This window comes from Sphaerisporangium sp. NPDC005289 (genome assembly GCF_040607455.1).
GTDB lineage: Bacteria > Actinomycetota > Actinomycetes > Streptosporangiales > Streptosporangiaceae > Sphaerisporangium > Sphaerisporangium rhizosphaerae.
Genome location: NZ_JBEXGS010000031.1, coordinates 49,355 through 64,694 on the forward strand (window position 1 = coordinate 49,355; position 15,340 = coordinate 64,694).

Annotated in this window: 15 protein-coding genes and 1 tRNA gene; 11 read left to right on the top strand and 5 right to left on the bottom strand. The window is 70.9% G+C overall.

The annotated features are described in order from the left end of the window. Positions 1–126: 126 nt before the first annotated feature. From mshA to ABZT47_RS36050, 3 genes are all read left to right on the top strand, one after another. A complete protein-coding gene (mshA, locus tag ABZT47_RS36040) occupies positions 127–1,407 on the top strand; it encodes a D-inositol-3-phosphate glycosyltransferase (protein WP_354852323.1) in 1,281 nt (426 codons plus the stop codon). Between the two features lie 84 nt (positions 1,408–1,491). Then, positions 1,492–2,016 carry a YbjN domain-containing protein gene (locus ABZT47_RS36045; protein WP_354852325.1) on the top strand — a complete coding sequence of 175 codons (525 nt, stop codon included), beginning with the start codon at positions 1,492–1,494 and terminating at the stop codon, positions 2,014–2,016. 159 nt (positions 2,017–2,175) lie between these two features. Continuing rightward, a complete protein-coding gene (locus ABZT47_RS36050) occupies positions 2,176–2,925 on the top strand; it encodes a phosphoglyceromutase (protein WP_354852327.1) in 750 nt (249 codons plus the stop codon). A gap of 204 nt (positions 2,926–3,129) precedes the next feature. On the opposite strand, the gene phoU is transcribed toward ABZT47_RS36050, so the two are convergent. Next, the gene (gene phoU, locus ABZT47_RS36055) at positions 3,130–3,789 is read right to left on the bottom strand and encodes a phosphate signaling complex protein PhoU (RefSeq protein ID WP_354852329.1); all 660 of its coding nucleotides are present in this window, start codon (positions 3,787–3,789) and stop codon (positions 3,130–3,132) included. A 106-nt stretch (positions 3,790–3,895) separates the two neighbouring features. On the opposite strand from phoU, the gene ABZT47_RS36060 reads away from it, so the two are divergent. Then, positions 3,896–5,077, top strand: a complete 1,182-nt coding sequence (locus tag ABZT47_RS36060; protein WP_354852419.1) for an ATP-binding protein — start codon at positions 3,896–3,898, stop codon at positions 5,075–5,077. Next, entirely contained in the window at positions 5,074–5,763 is a 690-nt protein-coding gene (locus ABZT47_RS36065; RefSeq protein ID WP_354852330.1) for a response regulator transcription factor, read from the top strand. The genes ABZT47_RS36060 and ABZT47_RS36065 overlap by 4 nt, the downstream gene beginning before the upstream one ends. Positions 5,764–5,826: 63 nt before the next feature. On the opposite strand, the gene ABZT47_RS36070 is transcribed toward ABZT47_RS36065, so the two are convergent. Further along, positions 5,827–6,453, bottom strand: coding sequence for a copper chaperone PCu(A)C (locus ABZT47_RS36070; protein ID WP_354852332.1), 627 nt, complete (start codon positions 6,451–6,453; stop codon positions 5,827–5,829). A 263-nt stretch (positions 6,454–6,716) separates the two neighbouring features. Here ABZT47_RS36070 and ABZT47_RS36075 point away from each other — a divergent pair, with 263 nt between their 5' ends. From ABZT47_RS36075 to ABZT47_RS36085, 3 genes are all read left to right on the top strand, one after another. Next, entirely contained in the window at positions 6,717–7,199 is a 483-nt protein-coding gene (locus ABZT47_RS36075) for a CarD family transcriptional regulator (protein ID WP_184978896.1), read from the top strand. A 17-nt stretch (positions 7,200–7,216) separates the two neighbouring features. Beyond that, the gene (ispF, locus tag ABZT47_RS36080; RefSeq protein WP_354852334.1) at positions 7,217–7,675 is read left to right on the top strand and encodes a 2-C-methyl-D-erythritol 2,4-cyclodiphosphate synthase; all 459 of its coding nucleotides are present in this window, start codon (positions 7,217–7,219) and stop codon (positions 7,673–7,675) included. A gap of 252 nt (positions 7,676–7,927) precedes the next feature. After that, entirely contained in the window at positions 7,928–8,197 is a 270-nt protein-coding gene (locus ABZT47_RS36085; protein ID WP_354852336.1) for a GlsB/YeaQ/YmgE family stress response membrane protein, read from the top strand. Positions 8,198–8,857: 660 nt separating this feature from the next. On the opposite strand, the gene ABZT47_RS36090 is transcribed toward ABZT47_RS36085, so the two are convergent. Continuing rightward, positions 8,858–10,699 (bottom strand): DUF2637 domain-containing protein, encoded by a 1,842-nt coding sequence (locus ABZT47_RS36090; protein ID WP_354852338.1) that lies wholly within the window; start codon positions 10,697–10,699, stop codon positions 8,858–8,860. 515 nt (positions 10,700–11,214) lie between these two features. On the opposite strand from ABZT47_RS36090, the gene cysS reads away from it, so the two are divergent. The 3 genes from cysS to ABZT47_RS36105 all read left to right on the top strand — a co-directional run bounded on the left by cysS (position 11,215) and on the right by ABZT47_RS36105 (position 13,770). Beyond that, the gene (cysS, locus tag ABZT47_RS36095; RefSeq protein ID WP_354852339.1) at positions 11,215–12,612 is read left to right on the top strand and encodes a cysteine--tRNA ligase; all 1,398 of its coding nucleotides are present in this window, start codon (positions 11,215–11,217) and stop codon (positions 12,610–12,612) included. A gap of 21 nt (positions 12,613–12,633) precedes the next feature. Further along, positions 12,634–13,611 (top strand): 23S rRNA (guanosine(2251)-2'-O)-methyltransferase RlmB, encoded by a 978-nt coding sequence (gene rlmB, locus ABZT47_RS36100; protein WP_354852341.1) that lies wholly within the window; start codon positions 12,634–12,636, stop codon positions 13,609–13,611. Positions 13,612–13,697: 86 nt separating this feature from the next. Further along, a tRNA-Thr gene (locus ABZT47_RS36105) sits at positions 13,698–13,770 on the top strand. Between the two features lie 65 nt (positions 13,771–13,835). Here ABZT47_RS36105 and ABZT47_RS36110 read toward each other — a convergent pair. Then, positions 13,836–14,699, bottom strand: coding sequence for a tyrosine-type recombinase/integrase (locus tag ABZT47_RS36110; protein ID WP_354852343.1), 864 nt, complete (start codon positions 14,697–14,699; stop codon positions 13,836–13,838). Further along, positions 14,654–15,091, bottom strand: a complete 438-nt coding sequence (locus tag ABZT47_RS36115; RefSeq protein WP_354852345.1) for a hypothetical protein — start codon at positions 15,089–15,091, stop codon at positions 14,654–14,656. The genes ABZT47_RS36110 and ABZT47_RS36115 overlap by 46 nt, the downstream gene beginning before the upstream one ends. Positions 15,092–15,340 lie beyond the last annotated feature (249 nt).

Here is a 15,340-nt window from a genome sequence, read left to right on the forward strand (position 1 = left end):
GCGCGCCGCCCGTCCGTCATCTTGCCAGCGCGAGCCCGGCAGGCCGCGCGCGGGACCGAGGCCGCCGGGAATCTCGCGAACTTTCCGACAGTTAGTAACCTTCTGGAGGTGGTAACGGTGCCGCGAGTGCCGGTCGCACGCCGGATCAACCGGGTCGCGACGATCAGCATGCACACGTCCCCGCTTGACCAGCCGGGCACCGGCGACGCGGGGGGCATGAACGTCTACATCGTCGAGGCCGCCAAACGGCTCGCGGCCCTCGGGATCGAGGTCGAGATCTTCACGCGCCAGACGGCCCGCGACCTGCCTCCCGCCGTCGAGCTCGTGCCGGGCGTGACGGTGCGGCACGTGACCGCCGGGCCGTACGAGGAACTGGACAAAGGCGACCTTCCCGGCCAGCTCTGCGGCTTCCTGTCCGGCGTGCTGCGCACCGAGGCGATGTTCGAGCCGGGGCACTACGACGTCATCCACTCCCACTACTGGCTGTCCGGCCAGGTCGGCTGGCTGGCCAAGGAACGCTGGGGCGTGCCGCTCGTGCACACCATGCACACCATGGCCAAGGTCAAGAACCTGCTGCTGGCCAACGGCGACAAGCCCGAGCCGGTGGCCCGCGTGCTCGGCGAGGAGCAGGTCGTGGAGGTCGCCGACCGCCTGGTCGCCAACACCGCCGCCGAGGCCCGCGAGCTGATCGACCTGTACCACGCGCCGAAGGAGCGCGTCGCGGTGGTGAACCCCGGGGTCAACCTCCAGGTGTTCCGGCCCGCCTCCAAGGGCGCGGCGCGGCACCGGCTCGGGCTTCCGCAGGACGCCCACGTCATGCTCTTCGTCGGCCGCATCCAGCCGCTCAAGGCCCCCGACGTGCTGCTCAGGGCCGCCGCCCGGATGATCGCCGATGACCCGTCCCTGCGCGCGCGCCTGGTCGTCGCGTGCGTCGGCGGGCCGAGCGGCAACGGCCTGGCGCGCCCCTCCTACCTGACCGACCTGGCCGCCGAACTGGGCATCTCCGACGTCCTGCGGCTCGCGCCGCCCGCGGCGCAACCCGAGCTGGCCGACTGGTACCGCGCCGCCGACGTCACCGTCGTCCCCTCGCACAACGAGTCGTTCGGCCTGGTCGCGCTGGAGTCGCAGGCGTGCGGCACCCCCGTGGCCGCCGCCGCGGTGGGCGGCCTGCGCACGGCCGTCCGCGACGGTGTGTCCGGGCTGCTGGTCGACGGGCACGAGACGCACGCCTGGGCCAAGGCGCTGCGCGCGTTCGTCGAACGCCCGCTGTGGCGCGACACGCTCGCCGCCGGGGCCACCGAGCACGCGGCGGCCTTCGGCTGGTCGGCCACCGCCACGCGCCTGCTGGAGGTGTACTCGGGCGCGATGGCCCGGTTGCGGCGCACGCCCGTCGGCGTGCACCTCTGAGCGCGGACGGGGCAGTACTGTCCTTGCGACAGTACGCGACCGGCGAGACCGGCGCCCGGCACGACGAACGCGGGAGTGTGCACGGTGACAGATCACGAGGCGGCCGTCGAGTCCGCGCTCAAGGCGGCCGAGGTGTCCTACGAGCGGCCGCAGCCGGGGGCGTTCCTGGTGCGCCTGCCCGGCCAGCACAAGCTGGCGACCATGACCTGGCTCACCGTCTCCGACCAGGCGCTGCACGTCGAGGCGTTCTTCTGCAGGCGCCCCGACGAGAACCATCTGGAGTTCTACCGCTGGCTGCTGGGCAAGAACGGCTCCATGTACGGGGTGCACTTCGCCCTGGACCAGGTCGGGGACGTCCACCTCGTCGGGCGGCTGCCGCTCGCGGCGGTGTCGGACCAGGAGATCGACCGCCTGCTGGGCTGCGTCCTCACCTACGCCGACGAGTGGTTCGACCGCGCGCTGGAGCTGGGGTTCGCCTCCTCCATCCGCCGCGAGTGGGACTGGCGGGTCAAGCGCGGGGAGTCCCTCGCCAACCTGCGCGCCTTCGAGGGCATCGTCGAGCGCGGCCGGCGGGAGAACCCCGAAGCCGGTGAGAACCCCGGGGGCTGACAGGAGCCTCGGCAGCATACCGAGAACCCCCGGGCCGGTGAGAAGCCCGGGTGGCGCGTCCCGGGGCCGCCGCCGGGGCGGCCGAGCCCAGGTGAAGGGGGCCCCGCCCAGGGGGCGGCGCGGCGCCGGGTAAAGCGGGCACGGCCTAAGCTTGGGCGCATGGCTACTTTGGTGCTATTGCGGCATGGCGAGAGCGAGTGGAACGCGAAGGGCCTGTTCACAGGCTGGGTCGACGTGTCCCTCTCGCCGGTGGGCGAGGAAGAGGCGCGGCGCGGCGGCAGACTGCTGGTCGAGGCGCAGGTGCGGCCCGACGTGGTGCACACCTCGGTGCTGACCCGTGCCATCCACACCGCCAACCTGGCGCTCGGCGCGGCCGACCTGCTCTGGCTGCCGGTGACGCGCTCGTGGCGGCTCAACGAGCGCCACTACGGCGCGCTCCAGGGCAAGAACAAGGCGCAGACCCGCGAGGAGTTCGGCGACGAGCAGTTCATGCTCTGGCGCCGCTCCTACGACGTGCCGCCGCCGCCGATCGCCGACGACGACGAGTTCTCCCAGGCCGGCGACGCCCGGTACGGCGCGCTGCCCTCGGAGCTGCTGCCGCGCACCGAGTGCCTGAAGGACGTCGTCCAGCGCATGCTGCCCTACTGGTACGACAACATCGTCCCCGACCTCGCGGCGGGGCGCACCACCCTCGTCGTCGCCCACGGCAACTCCCTGCGCGCCCTGGTCAAGCACCTCGACGGCATCGGAGACGAGGAGATCGCCGGCCTGAACATCCCCACCGGCATCCCGCTGCGCTATGAGCTGGACGAGGACTTCCGGCCGGTCAAGCCCGGAGGGGAGTACCTCGACCCCGACGCGGCCAAGGCGGCCATCGAGGCCGTGGCCAACCAGGGCAAGGCCAAGTAGCGAGCGCGGGGACGGGCGCGGCCGTCCGTCCCCGATCATGGTGAAGCCCCGGACCCGCCAAGGGCCCGGGGCTTTCGCATGCGCCCTGTTCCCGCATGCGTTCAAGTTCTCATGGCGCGGCGCCGATCAGGCCGGCCTGCGGCGCGGGTCGTCGGACACGGCGCCGGACACGCTGAGGCGCGCGGTGCCCGCGCGCCCGCGCGCTCAGGAGGCCGAGGAGCTGTCCGGCCGGTCGCCGGTCACCAGGTAGACGACGTCGCGGGCGACGCGCACGGCGTGGTCGGCGTACCGCTCGTAGTAGCGGCCGGTGAGGGTGATGTCGATCGCCGGCTCGATGCCGTGCGCCCAGTCCTTGGACAGCAGCACGCGGAACAGCCTGCGGTGCAGCCGGTCCATCGCGTCATCGTCGTCGTCCAGCTCCTTGGCCAGCTCGACGTCCTGGGTGGCGATGCAGCTGCCGGTCTTGGTGACCAGGCGCTCGGCGATCTGCCCCATCTCCAGGATCGTGTCGCGCACCTCGGCCGGGATCGCCGACTCGGGGTGGCGCATCCGCGCGATCTTCGCCACGTGCTCGGCCAGGTCGCCCATGCGCTCCAGGTCGCCGCCCATCCGCAGCGCCGTGATGGCGGTGCGCAGGTCCACGGCCACCGGCTGCTGGGTGGCCATGAGCTCGAAGATCGAGGTTTCGACCTCCTTGTAGAGGCGGTTGACCTCGGCGTCCTGGGAGATCACGCTCTCGGCGAGCTGCAGGTCGGCGTCCAGCAGGGCCGTCGTGGCCCGGGAGATGGCCGACCGGACCAGATGCGTCATCTGCACCAGGCGGTCGGTGAGAGCGTTGAGTTCTTCGTGGAAGGCGTCGCGCATGCGGTTCACGCTACGCGCGCGTTCATGAACGAACTTCGTCCAAGAGATGAACTCTCCAGGAAACAGGCGGTATGAGGGGCCTGGCCAGCGGCGGAGGCCGCCTACCATCGAAGGCGTGAGTGAGATCGTGGCAAGCCTGGCCGCTCTGGCGGGTTTTGTCGTCGGGGCGATCGCGATGATGGCGGTGCGGTCCCGGGACAAGAATCTCCCTGATCCCGTCGACAACCCCGACACCGTCCTGCCGCAGGGAGTGGCATCGGTTCTCGCCGTGCTGCCCTCCTCCGCCGTCGTGCTCGGCCGGGACGACCGCGTGCTGCGCGCCAGCTCGGCCGCGCGGGCCTTCGGCCTGGTCAAGGGCGATCACCTGATGGCCGCCGAGCTGCTCGCCCTGGCCCGCCAGGTGCGCAGGGACGGCGAGATCCGCGAGAGCGAGTTCGAGGTGGCCCGCCACAAGTTCGGCATGGAGGTCACCACCTTCGCCGTGCGGGTCGCCCCGCTCGGCACCCACGGCCAGGTGCTGGTGCTCGCCGAGGACCAGACCGAGCGGCGGCGCGTCGAGGCCGTGCGCCGCGACTTCGTCGCCAACGTCAGCCACGAGCTCAAGACCCCCGTCGGCGCACTCAGCCTGCTCGCCGAGACCATCCAGGACGCCTCCGACGACCCCGTCGCGGTCGACCGCTTCGCCGGGCGCATGCAGCACGAGGCCGCCAGGCTCACCTACCTCGTCCAGGACCTCATCACCCTCTCGCGTATCCAGGGCGGCGAGCCGATCCCCACCCCCGGCTGCGTGCCCGTCGACGAGGTCGTCCACGAGGCCATCGACCGCTGCAACACCAAGGCCGCCGCCAAGGAGATCGCCCTGGTCGCGGGCGGCACCGAGGGCCTGCGCGTCTGGGGCGACGACGAGCTGCTGGTGACCGCGCTGCGCAACCTGATCGACAACGCCGTCGCCTACAGCCCTGAGAGCACCCGCGTCGTCGTCAGCGCCCGCCCGGCCGGCGACACCGTCGAGGTCAGCGTCAGCGACCAGGGCATCGGCATCCCCGAAAGCTCCCAAGAACGCATCTTCGAGAGGTTCTTCCGCGTCGACGCCGCCCGTTCACGGGCGACCGGCGGCACGGGGCTGGGCCTCGCGATCGTCAAGCACGTCGCCGTCGCGCACGGCGGTGAGGTGAACGTGTGGAGCAAAGAAGGCTCGGGCTCCACCTTCACGCTTCGTCTGCCGGCCTTCGGCGGCACGGCGATAGCCGTACCAAGCACAACGAACTCTCTGGAGGCCGCGAAGTGACCCGCGTGCTCGTCGTCGAGGACGAGGAGTCGTTCTCCGACGCCCTGTCCTACATGTTGCGCAAGGAAGGGTTCGAGGTGGCGGTGGCCGCCACCGGCCCGGAGGCGCTGGACGCCTTCGACCGCAACGGCGCCGACCTGGTGCTGCTCGATCTCATGCTTCCCGGCCTGCCGGGCACCGAGGTGTGCCGCTCGCTGCGCCAGCGCTCCAAGGTGCCGGTGATCATGCTCACCGCCAAGGACAGCGAGATCGACAAGGTCGTGGGGCTGGAGCTCGGCGCCGACGACTACGTCACCAAGCCGTTCTCCTCGCGCGAGCTGGTCGCGCGCATCCGCGCCGTCCTGCGCAGGCAGGGCGACGCCGAGGAGATCGAGCAGGCCGTGCTGGCCGCCGGTCCGGTGCGCATGGACGTCGACCGCCACATCGTCGCGGTACGGGGCCGTCAGGTGCAGCTCCCGCTGAAGGAGTTCGAGCTGCTGGAGGTCCTGCTGCGCAACGCCGGCCGGGTGCTCACCCGCGGCCAGCTCATCGACCGGGTGTGGGGGGCCGACTACGTGGGCGACACCAAGACGCTGGACGTCCACGTCAAGCGTCTGCGGGCGAAGGTCGAGGCCGACCCGTCCGACCCGCGGTGCATTCTCACCGTCCGCGGCCTGGGGTACAAGTTCGACCCTGCCGAGGGCTGACGGACACGCGAAGGCCCGGTGGCGCGAGGTCGCGCCACCGGGCCTTGTCGCGTGCTACGCGCTTCAGCTGTTGGCGGACGGGTCCGGCGTCGGCGTGGCGCTCTCGGAGGTAGCGGGGGCCGGCGTGGCCGAGGCCGACGGCGCGGCGCTCGGCGCGGCCGGCAGGCCGGCGTACTCACGGCTGCGCGTGACCACCGGGACGTTCATCGGGATGTCGCCGGCGTTGGCGAACTTCAGGGTCAGCTGGATCGTCTCGCCGCCGTACAGAGGCTTCTGGGTGCCCTCCAGGATGACCTGGGCGGGCTTGCCGCTGTTGACGAGCTGACCGGGGGGCACCGAGATCGGGCCGGGCGCCTTGACGGACGAGGCCACCTGGGGCGCCACGGCGACGCCTTCGAGCCGGTCGGCCGCCGTGCCGTAGTTCGCCATCGACAGGTAGAGCGGAAGCGAGCCGCCCGCCGCGATCTGGGCGCCGGACTCGGGGCCGAGGAGGAACGCCTGGGCGATCTTGATGCCGTTCCTGCCGTAGGTCTTGGCGGAGCCGTTGCTGTCGATGAGCACGTTCGCCTCGGTCGGCGCGTAGGCATTGCTCGTGTTGGCGTCGGTGCCCGCGCCACACGCGGCCAGCGCCGGAGCGGCTGCGAGCAGCGCGGTGATCATGATCACCCTTCGACGGCTGGTGCTGGTCACAGTCTGGGGTCTCCTTGGTACACATGGGTATGGCCAGTCGCAACCTTATCCGTGCGCAGGAGCCGTCGCTCAGGGGGGCCGGTGACGGCGCGGAGGCGGCAAGCGTCGCAGGTCATGGGGCCTTTTCGGACCCGGAATTCACACCGTGGAGCGGTTGTCAAGTCCCAAATCGAGGCTTTGACCTGCAGTTATGTTGATTTCACTGTTCCGGGAGGGGACTGACGCGTGGTATCCTGGAGTACAGCGGAAGGGGTACTTGTCACATGACTTTCCAGGTCGGCGACACTGTCGTCTACCCCCACCACGGGGCTGCTCGGATCGAAGCCATCACGACCCGCACGATTAAGGGCGAGGACAGAACCTATCTGGTGCTGAAGGTCGACAAGGGCGACCTTACCGTACAGGTGCCGGCGGACAACGCCGAGCTCGTCGGTGTGCGTGACGTCGTGGGCCAAGAAGGCCTTGAGCGCGTCTTCGACGTACTGCGCATGCCCCACACCGAAGAGCCCACCAACTGGTCCCGCCGGTACAAGGCGAACCTTGAGAAGCTGGCGTCCGGCGACGTCAACAAGGTTGCCGAGGTCGTGCGCGATTTGTGGCGGCGCGATAAGGAGCGCGGTCTGTCCGCCGGTGAGAAGCGCATGCTCGCGAAGGCCAGGCAGATACTGGTCAGCGAACTGGCTCTCGCCGAGAAGACCAACGAGGACAAGGCCGAGGCGCTTCTCGACGAGGTTCTCAACTCCTGAACACGACACGGCCAAGGGTGGGCGTCGGAGTCGACGTCCACCCTTTCGCATCCGGCCGCGAGCTGCGTCTGGCCGGCCTCCACTGGCCGGGCGAGACCGGGCTCGCGGGTCACTCCGACGGCGACGCCGCCGCACACGCCTGCTGCGACGCGCTGCTGTCCGCGGCCGGGCTCGGTGACATCGGCGGGCTGTTCGGCACCTCCGACCCACGCTGGGCGGGCGCGTCCGGCGTCACCCTGCTCGAGGAGACCGCGCGTCACCTACGAGCCGCCGGGTTCGAGATCGGCAACATCGCCGTGCAGATCATCGGCAACCGTCCCAAGCTGGCGCCACGCCGCGCCGAGGCCGAGAAGGTCCTCGGCGAAGCCGCGTCGGCCCCGGTCAGCGTCACCGCCACCACGACCGACGGCCTGGGCCTGACCGGCCGAGGTGAAGGCATCGCCGCCATGGCCACCGCCCTCGTCTTCGCCCCCTGACCCCTCCTCTGTTCCGCGGATGGCGGGTGGGCTTTCGCGCGCGCCTGTGCCGTGACGAGTCTCCTGTTGCCTCTGCGTGCTTCTGGGACGGGTGTGGAGCCCGTCCGAACCCCTCCATGGCGGTGCCGAGAGGATTGCATGGCGTCTATATGGCGGTCTGATCAGGGTTTTCTTACTTTCTAGGATTAGTACGCGATGTGGGGGTAGCCATCTTGTCAGCGTGAAGGTGCGACCCTCAATCGGAGGCTCAATATGTCCATTCAGACCATCCTCGGCGCCATCGTCATCGGTGCGATCATCGGCGCGCTCGGCCGGCTCGTGCTGCCGGGCCGGCAGCCCATCGGGTGGCTTCTGACCATCATCGTCGGCATCGTCGCCGCGCTGATCGGTACGGCCATCGCCCAGGTCATCGGTGTCGCGACCACCGACGGCATCGACTGGATCGAACTGGTCCTCCAGGTCGTCCTCGCCGTGGTGGGTGTCGGCGCCGTCGCCGCCATCAAGGGCCGGGAAAGGGTTTGATCTCTGGCGGAGCGCGCCACCCGGTGACCTTCGCCTGATCTTCGCCGCCTTTCCCCCGAGGGAACTGGCCTCTCGGCCCTAGGGCCCTGAGACACGACGGTCCAAGAAACACGGTGTCGCGCCTTCGACACCTTCGAGATCCGCCTGGTCCACCCGGACCAGGCGGATCTTCGTCGCTCCACCACCACCCCGGACGGCCCAGCCGTCTCCCCGGACGGTCCAGCCCGTCTCCCCGGACGGTCCAGCCCGGACCTCCGGGACGGTCCAGCCCGTAACCCGGCGGATCGCGCGGACGCGGGGGCGGCCTGAGGGCAAGACCGAGGTGTCCTGCGCCCACAACGCCAGGCCACGACCGTACGACCGGCGCGTGCACTCGCCAGGGCCCGCGAAGTTGACGGGGCGTGTGAGGCAAGGCTGAAGCGCCATAACGGGCCGGCGCCCGGCATCCATCGAGAGACGCCGAACCCGGACCAAGGTGGGCCGGGTGACCGGGAGCCGGGCCCTCGGCGCGCGCAGGTGACGGGGCGCACGCGGAGGCCTGAGGCGCGCCGCAGAGGCCGACGTCCGGCCTCCGGCTTCGAAGCGCGGGACTCGGTCGATCGGGCGGCCGGTTCAGGTCGGTCCGGTCACTCCTCGGGCGGCCGGGCAAGGCCGGGCCGGTCACTCCTCGGGCGGCAGGGGGGTGCTGCGCATCCGGCCGGAGGGCGGGGCCGCGGTCTGAGGCGTGTACGGCGGACGCCCGCTCTGGAGCGCCTCGTCCTCGTCCGCGCTGTCGGCGCCATCGTGGGCGGGGTCGGGCGCCGCGTCGGCCTCCCACGCCTCCCCGGACTCCCACCCCGCGACGTCCTGCGCCGCGACGTCCTGCGCCGCGACGTCCCACCCCGCGACGTCCTGCGCCGCGACGTCCTGCGCCGCGACGTCCTGCGCCGCGACGTCCTGCGCCGCGACGTCCTGCGCCGCGACGTCCTGCGCGGCGACGTCTTGCGGTGGGGTGTCGTGGGAGGGGAGGTCGTGCGGAGGAGCGTCCTGGGGCGACGCCTGTTCCTGCGGCGCCACATCGTGGGGCGCCCGGTCGGACAGCGGGCTGGCCTCCTCGCGCAGGTGCGGGTACGGCTGGGTGTCGGCGGACTCCTCTTCCGGCTCCATGTCCGCGGCCGTGTCCGGCGAGGACTGTGCGGACGCGGGATGGGTGACATTCGGATACGGCTGAGTGTCACCCAGCTCGCGCGTCGGCTTGGGCAGCGGATGGACCAGCACGTCACCGGCGCTGGGACGGACCAGGTCGCCCCAGCGAAGCGGCCGGCCCGGGTCCCTCTCGGCTCGCGGGCCCGCGGCCCGCTCGCGCGGCTTGGGCACCAGTCGCTGCTCGGGCTCAGGCGCCGGCGCCTCATGCGCGGCCTCCGGCAGCGGCGGAGCGGCCTCGGACAGCGGCGGGGCGGCCTCGGGCACCCGGCGCCCGGCACCCTGCGACGCCGGCTCCCCGGCACCCCGCACCGGCTCCCCAGCACCATGCACAGGCCGCCCGGCACTTTGCACCGGCTGCCCCGCACTTAGTACCGGCTCTCCGGCATCCTGAACCGGCTGCGTGACCCCTGAGGCCGGCCGTGCCGCGGCCCGCGCTTCCGGCGCGGCCGCAGGCGTGGCGGGAGCGGCCTGCGGCGGGGTGTGGGCGCCGGCGGCCGCCGCGCCGGCGTTCGGCCCGTCCGCCTGCGCTCCGTCCGCCTCCTCCGCCTCGTACGCGGTGTCGCCGCTACCGGCGGGATCGGTCGTGGCCGTGCCAGGGGCGTCGGCTCTGGACGGGGCGGGCTGGGGGGTGGGTTCCCTGCGAGGCGCGCGGAAGCCGTCGTCGCTCCGCAACGGCGGCAGTTCGTCCACGGTAGGCGTCTCGGGGGCGGGGGTGGGCGGCACCACCGGCACCACGTCCGGTTCGAGGTCGTCCGGCGAGGCGAGGTGCGGGACGATCTCGCGGTCATGGCCGGTCGTGTGGACGGCCGTCTCCAGCGGAGGGGCGAGGCCCGGGTCGCGCTCCTCCCGTCCGAACGGAAGGATGTCGTGCCCCGCGCCCTGGCCGGTGGGCCCCTCGGACGGCTCGTCATCGGCGGCCCGGGCCTGGAGGTGCCCGGCGGGGAGCAGGAACAGCCACAGCCCGACCAGCAGCATCACCCATGGCGCCACGGCGACGCCCACCGCGAGCTGTCGGCCTTCCACGGTCGTGTGCGTGGCCGCCAAGACGTTCGCCGCGCCCGCGGCCACGATGAGGACGGCCAGGATCAGCCAGGCCTGCAGGCGCATCAGCAGCCGGGCGGAGCCCAGCAGCAGCACGGCGATCAGGGCGATCACCAGCAGCGCGTCGAAGCCCGCCGGGTACAGGTAGGCGAGGTCGGCGCGCGCCCCGCCGGACAGGGCGATGGCGCGGATCGCGTCGAACGACAGCACGCAGGCGACGCCGGCGAGCGCCACCAGGGCCAGGCCGGCGACGGCGGTCGCGATGCGGCGCAGCACCAGTGCCATTCGGGACGGGCGGGCGGAGGCGGGCGGAGGACCGGGCCGGCGGGCGGACTGACCTGCCGCCAAGGGGGGTGTGACTTCCATGGCGCTTCGAGCCTACAGAATCGGCGTTGCCGTACCGGGAACGCCGCGCGGCGTCCCCCGAACCAGGACACGACCACAGGCCCACGATGTGCCCCGGGCGCCGGCGCGACCCGTGCCATCGGGCGCGAACCCCCACGGGCCGCGAGTACGGCCACCGGGACGCTCCCTTGAGACGCAGGTGCGAACGGCCGGAGGGTCCCCGGCGACCATGCCTCGTGGATGTACCGGAGGGGGCGAGACGGGAGCTTTAGGTATAAGCGGGGAGGCCATTGGACAAATCTTCAGGGACAAGCAGTCATGAAATGGAAGAATCCGGTCAAGCGTGGGCCCGGTGGGAAAGGCCGGCGGATTCACATTGCTTTTGCGCGTGTGTGAGGTCGGGCAACCCGTCCTGTCACGGCCTGCGAGGCATTAGCCTTGCGTTCGTGAGTCTGCGCCTATACGACACCAGCACCCGTGCGGTCCGCGACTTCGTCCCCGTCCAGCCTGGCCGGGTCTCGATTTACCTGTGCGGGGCCACTGTGCAGGCTCCGCCGCATATCGGGCACATCCGGTCGGGCGTCAACTTCGACGTCATCCGCCGGTGGCTGACCCGGTCGGGGTACGAGGTCTCGTTCTGCCGCAACGTCACCGACCTCGACGACAAGATCATACGTGTCGCCGCCGAAGAGGGCGTCCCCTGGTTCGTGATCGCCGAGCGCAACCAGCGCGCGTTCACGTGGGCCTACGACGCCCTCGGCTGCATCCCGCCCACCGTCGAGCCCCGGGCCATGGGCCACATCCCCGAGATGATCGAGCTGATCCAGCAGCTGATCGACAAGGGCCACGCCTACGCCGCCGGCGGCGACGTCTACTTCGACGTCATGTCCTACGCCGAGCGTTACGGCCGCCTCTCCAACCAGCGTCCCGAGAACATGCGGGCCGCCGGGGACACCGACACCGACTCCGCCAAGCGCGACGGCCGCGACTTCGCGCTGTGGAAGGGCGCCAAGCCCGGCGAGCCCACCTGGCAGACCCCGTGGGGCGCCGGCCGCCCCGGCTGGCACCTCGAGTGCTCGGCCATGGCCACCAAGTACCTCGGCGAGACCTTCGACATCCACGGCGGCGGCGTCGACCTGATCTTCCCGCACCACGAGAACGAGGTCGCGCAGTCGCAGGCGGCCGGCGACGGGTTCGCCCGCTACTGGCTGCACAACGGCATGCTCAAGATCGGCGCCGAGAAGATGAGCAAGTCCCTCGGCAACTCCCTGCTGGTCCCGGCCATGCTCACCAAGGTGCGCGCCGTCGAACTGCGCTACTACCTGGTCGCGGCGCACTACCGCTCCGCCATCGACTACTCCGAGGAGGCCCTGGCCGAGGCCGCCACCGGATACCAGCGCATCGAGGGCTTCGTCACCCGCGCCGCCGAGGTCATTCACGACGTCGACGCGGCGGCCCCGCTCCCGCAGGCGTTCGTGGACGCCATGGACGACGATCTCGGCGTGCCGCAGGCGCTCGCCGTGGTCCACGAGATCGTCCGCGAGGGCAACGTGGCGCTCGCCAACGGCAACAAGGAGCAGGTCGCCCGGCTCCTCGCCGAGACGCAGAACATGCTGGACGTCCTCGGTCTCGACCCGCGAAGCGCGCAGTGGCGCGAGTCCGGCGCCGACAGCGGCCTGCGCGACACGGTGGACGACCTGGTCAAGGTGGCTCTGGAGCAGCGCCAGGCGGCCCGCGCCCGCAAGGACTACGCCGCCGCCGACGCCATCCGCGACCAGCTCGCCGCCGCGGGCGTCATGGTCGAGGACACCCCCCAGGGCCCGCGCTGGGAACTGGCCCGCTGATCGCGCCGGTAGGCTGACAGCATGGCAGGTGGCGGTAAAGGGTCGGGCAGGCCCGGCAAGAGGCAGGGTGCCACGCGTGGCACCGGTGGGCAGGGCCGCAAGACCCTGCAGGGCAAGGGCGCGACTCCGCCTGCGCACGAGAGGCACTGGTACAAGGACAAGCAGCGGGCCGCCAGAGCCGCCGTGGCCGCGGCCGGCGCCCCGACCAGCTCCGCCGACCGGCCGGCGCGTCCGGCCCGCGGCGGCAAGCGGGAGGACGGCCCCGAGTTCATCGGCGGGCGCAACCCGGTGCTCGAGGCGCTCCGCGCCGAGGTGCCCGCCACGGCGCTCTACGTCGCCCAGCGCGTCGACAACGACGACCGCATCCGCGAGGCGATCAAGATCGTTTCCAACCGCGGCATCGCCCTGCTCGAGGCCGGCCGCGACAAGCTCGACAGGCTGACCGAGGGCACGATCCACCAGGGTCTCGTCCTCCAGCTTCCGCCCTACGAGTACGCCCACCCCGAAGACCTGGTCGAGCGGGCCCAGGAAGCCGCCGAGGTCCCGCTGATCATCGCTCTCGACGGGGTCACCGACCCGCGCAACCTCGGAGCCATCGCCCGCTCCGCCACGGCCTTCGGCGCCCACGGCATCCTGGTGCCCTCGCGCCGTTCGGCGGGCGTGACCGCGGGCGCGTGGAAGACCTCCGCGGGCACCCTCGCCCACCTGCCGGTCGCCCGGGCCGCCAACCTCACCAGCACCCTGCGCGAGTATCGCGACCAGGGCCTGTTCGTGGTCGGCCTGGACGGCGAGGCCTCCGCCGACATCGGCGACGTCGAACTCGCCACCGAGCCCCTGGTCGTCGTGGTCGGCTCGGAGGGCAAGGGCCTGTCCCGGCTGGTCCGCGAGTCCTGCGACGTCGTGGCCCGCATCCCCATGAACGCCGCCGCCGAGTCACTCAACGCGGGCGTGGCCGCGGGCATCGCCCTCTACGAGATCAACCGCCACCGCCGCCGCTGACCTCCCGCCCCCTCGTACGCTCTCGCCACACCAACATCGGTGACGGTGCCCGCGCCATACGACTAAACTCGTAACGCGCCACCCCCGCCGACGTAGCTCAATCGGCAGAGCAACGGTCTTGTAAACCGTAGGTCAGGGGTTCGATTCCCCTCGTCGGCTCCCACGTCAAAGGCCCCTTGCGATCACCACAAGGGGCCTTTTGCTAACACCTTTGCTAACAGCGGCTACGCGGCGGCGTCCTTGACGACGCTCGCGAAGACATCGGCCGCCATCGCCATCTGCTCGTTGATCACGTGCGCGTACACGCGAAGGGTGATCGCGGGGTCGGCATGGCCGAGCCGAGCCGCGACCACATGGACCGGAACGCCGGCCAACAAGAGCGTCGTCGCGTGGACGTGCCGTAGGTCGTGCAGCCTCGCGTGGGGGAGCGGCTTCTTCGGTCGGGGGCGGTCCTTGGGCGCGTTGTAGGCGGCGATGAGCTTCGCAACCAACGAGGTGACCGTGTCCGGGTAGATCGGCTCACCCCAGCCGGTCGTGAACACGTAGTCGTCCGTGCCCTTCCACTCCTCGCCGGCCACCAGCTTCTCGGCGACCTGACGGGCGCGATGCTCCCGGAGGACCTCTGCCGTCTCCTCGTCCAGGCTCACCACGCGCGACCGGCCGCTCTTGGTCGTGCCCTCCACCCGCTTGCCGTCGATCACGGATGAGCTTCCCTTGATCCGGACTTCCGGTACGTCGAGGTCGATGTCCCGCCATCGGAGGTTGAGCAGCTCTCCGCGCCGGGCACCGGTGTACGCGGCGAGCCGGTAGAACGCGAACAGCCGATGCCCTTCGGCGACCTTGAGGAACTCCCGGAGCTGCGCCGGGGTCCAGACGTTTCCCGGTTCGGCACGCTGGTTGCGCGGGAGCTTGGCGCGTTCAGCGGGGTTGTTCGGCAAGATCTCGTCAATGACCACCGCATCGCGCAGAGCTTTGCGGACCACGGTGTGGACGTGCGCGATCGTCGTAGGCGATAGCGGCTTGCCGTTCCTCCCGCCGCCATTCAGCAGGTCGCGGTACAGCTTCGTGATCGTCGCCGACCGAACCACCTGGAGGCGGAGATTCCGATGCGGGGGACGATATACAGCCTGATCAGCATTCGGTAACCGTGGAGCGTCTTGGGCTTGATCTCCACGGAGTGAGCCTCTATCCACTCTTCCAGGTAGTCACCGACGGTGATCGCGTTGCGGTTGACGTACTCGCCCCGTCGGGCGGCCATACGCGCCTCGTCCCGGGCGGCCTTGGCGTCATCCTCGGTGGTGAAGCCACCGACCCACTTGGGCTTGCTGACCCCGGTTTCCGGGTCGGTGACCCGGATGACGTACGACCAGGTTGTGCCGCGCTTCATCACGCCGTCACGCAGCTTCGGCGTGTTCTTCCTGGCTCCGTGCTTGCGGTTCGAGTCGTCCGGCCCCGGAGTCGCTGCGAAAGTGTTCCTCACGCTGCGGCCTCCTTCGCCAGGGGCGCCCGACGGCATCGAATCGATCCGTTTAACTGTGGGAAAGTTCGACACAGGTCTGGATGGTCCTGAGCATGCCGATTCGATCTTGAACCGTGTTCTAGGCGTCCAACGCAGCCTGAAAATTACATGCCGTCTAGGACCGCGTGATCTCATCAGGCGTGATGGGAGCCAGACGGCCGAAGTGATCTGATCTCTGTAGAACCCTGAGCATTGACGGGTGGGAGCGTG

What these genes read in the sequence shown, in the direction of transcription:
- ABZT47_RS36050 (WP_354852327.1), top strand. Translation starts at nt 2,176, where the DNA reads ATGGCTACTTTGGTGCTATTGCGGCATGGCGAGAGCGAGTGGAACGCG.
- phoU (WP_354852329.1), bottom strand. Translation starts at nt 3,789, where the DNA reads ATGCGCGACGCCTTCCACGAAGAACTCAACGCTCTCACCGACCGCCTG.
- ABZT47_RS36075 (WP_184978896.1), top strand. Translation starts at nt 6,717, where the DNA reads ATGACTTTCCAGGTCGGCGACACTGTCGTCTACCCCCACCACGGGGCT.
- ABZT47_RS36085 (WP_354852336.1), top strand. Translation starts at nt 7,928, where the DNA reads ATGTCCATTCAGACCATCCTCGGCGCCATCGTCATCGGTGCGATCATC.
- rlmB (WP_354852341.1), top strand. Translation starts at nt 12,634, where the DNA reads ATGGCAGGTGGCGGTAAAGGGTCGGGCAGGCCCGGCAAGAGGCAGGGT.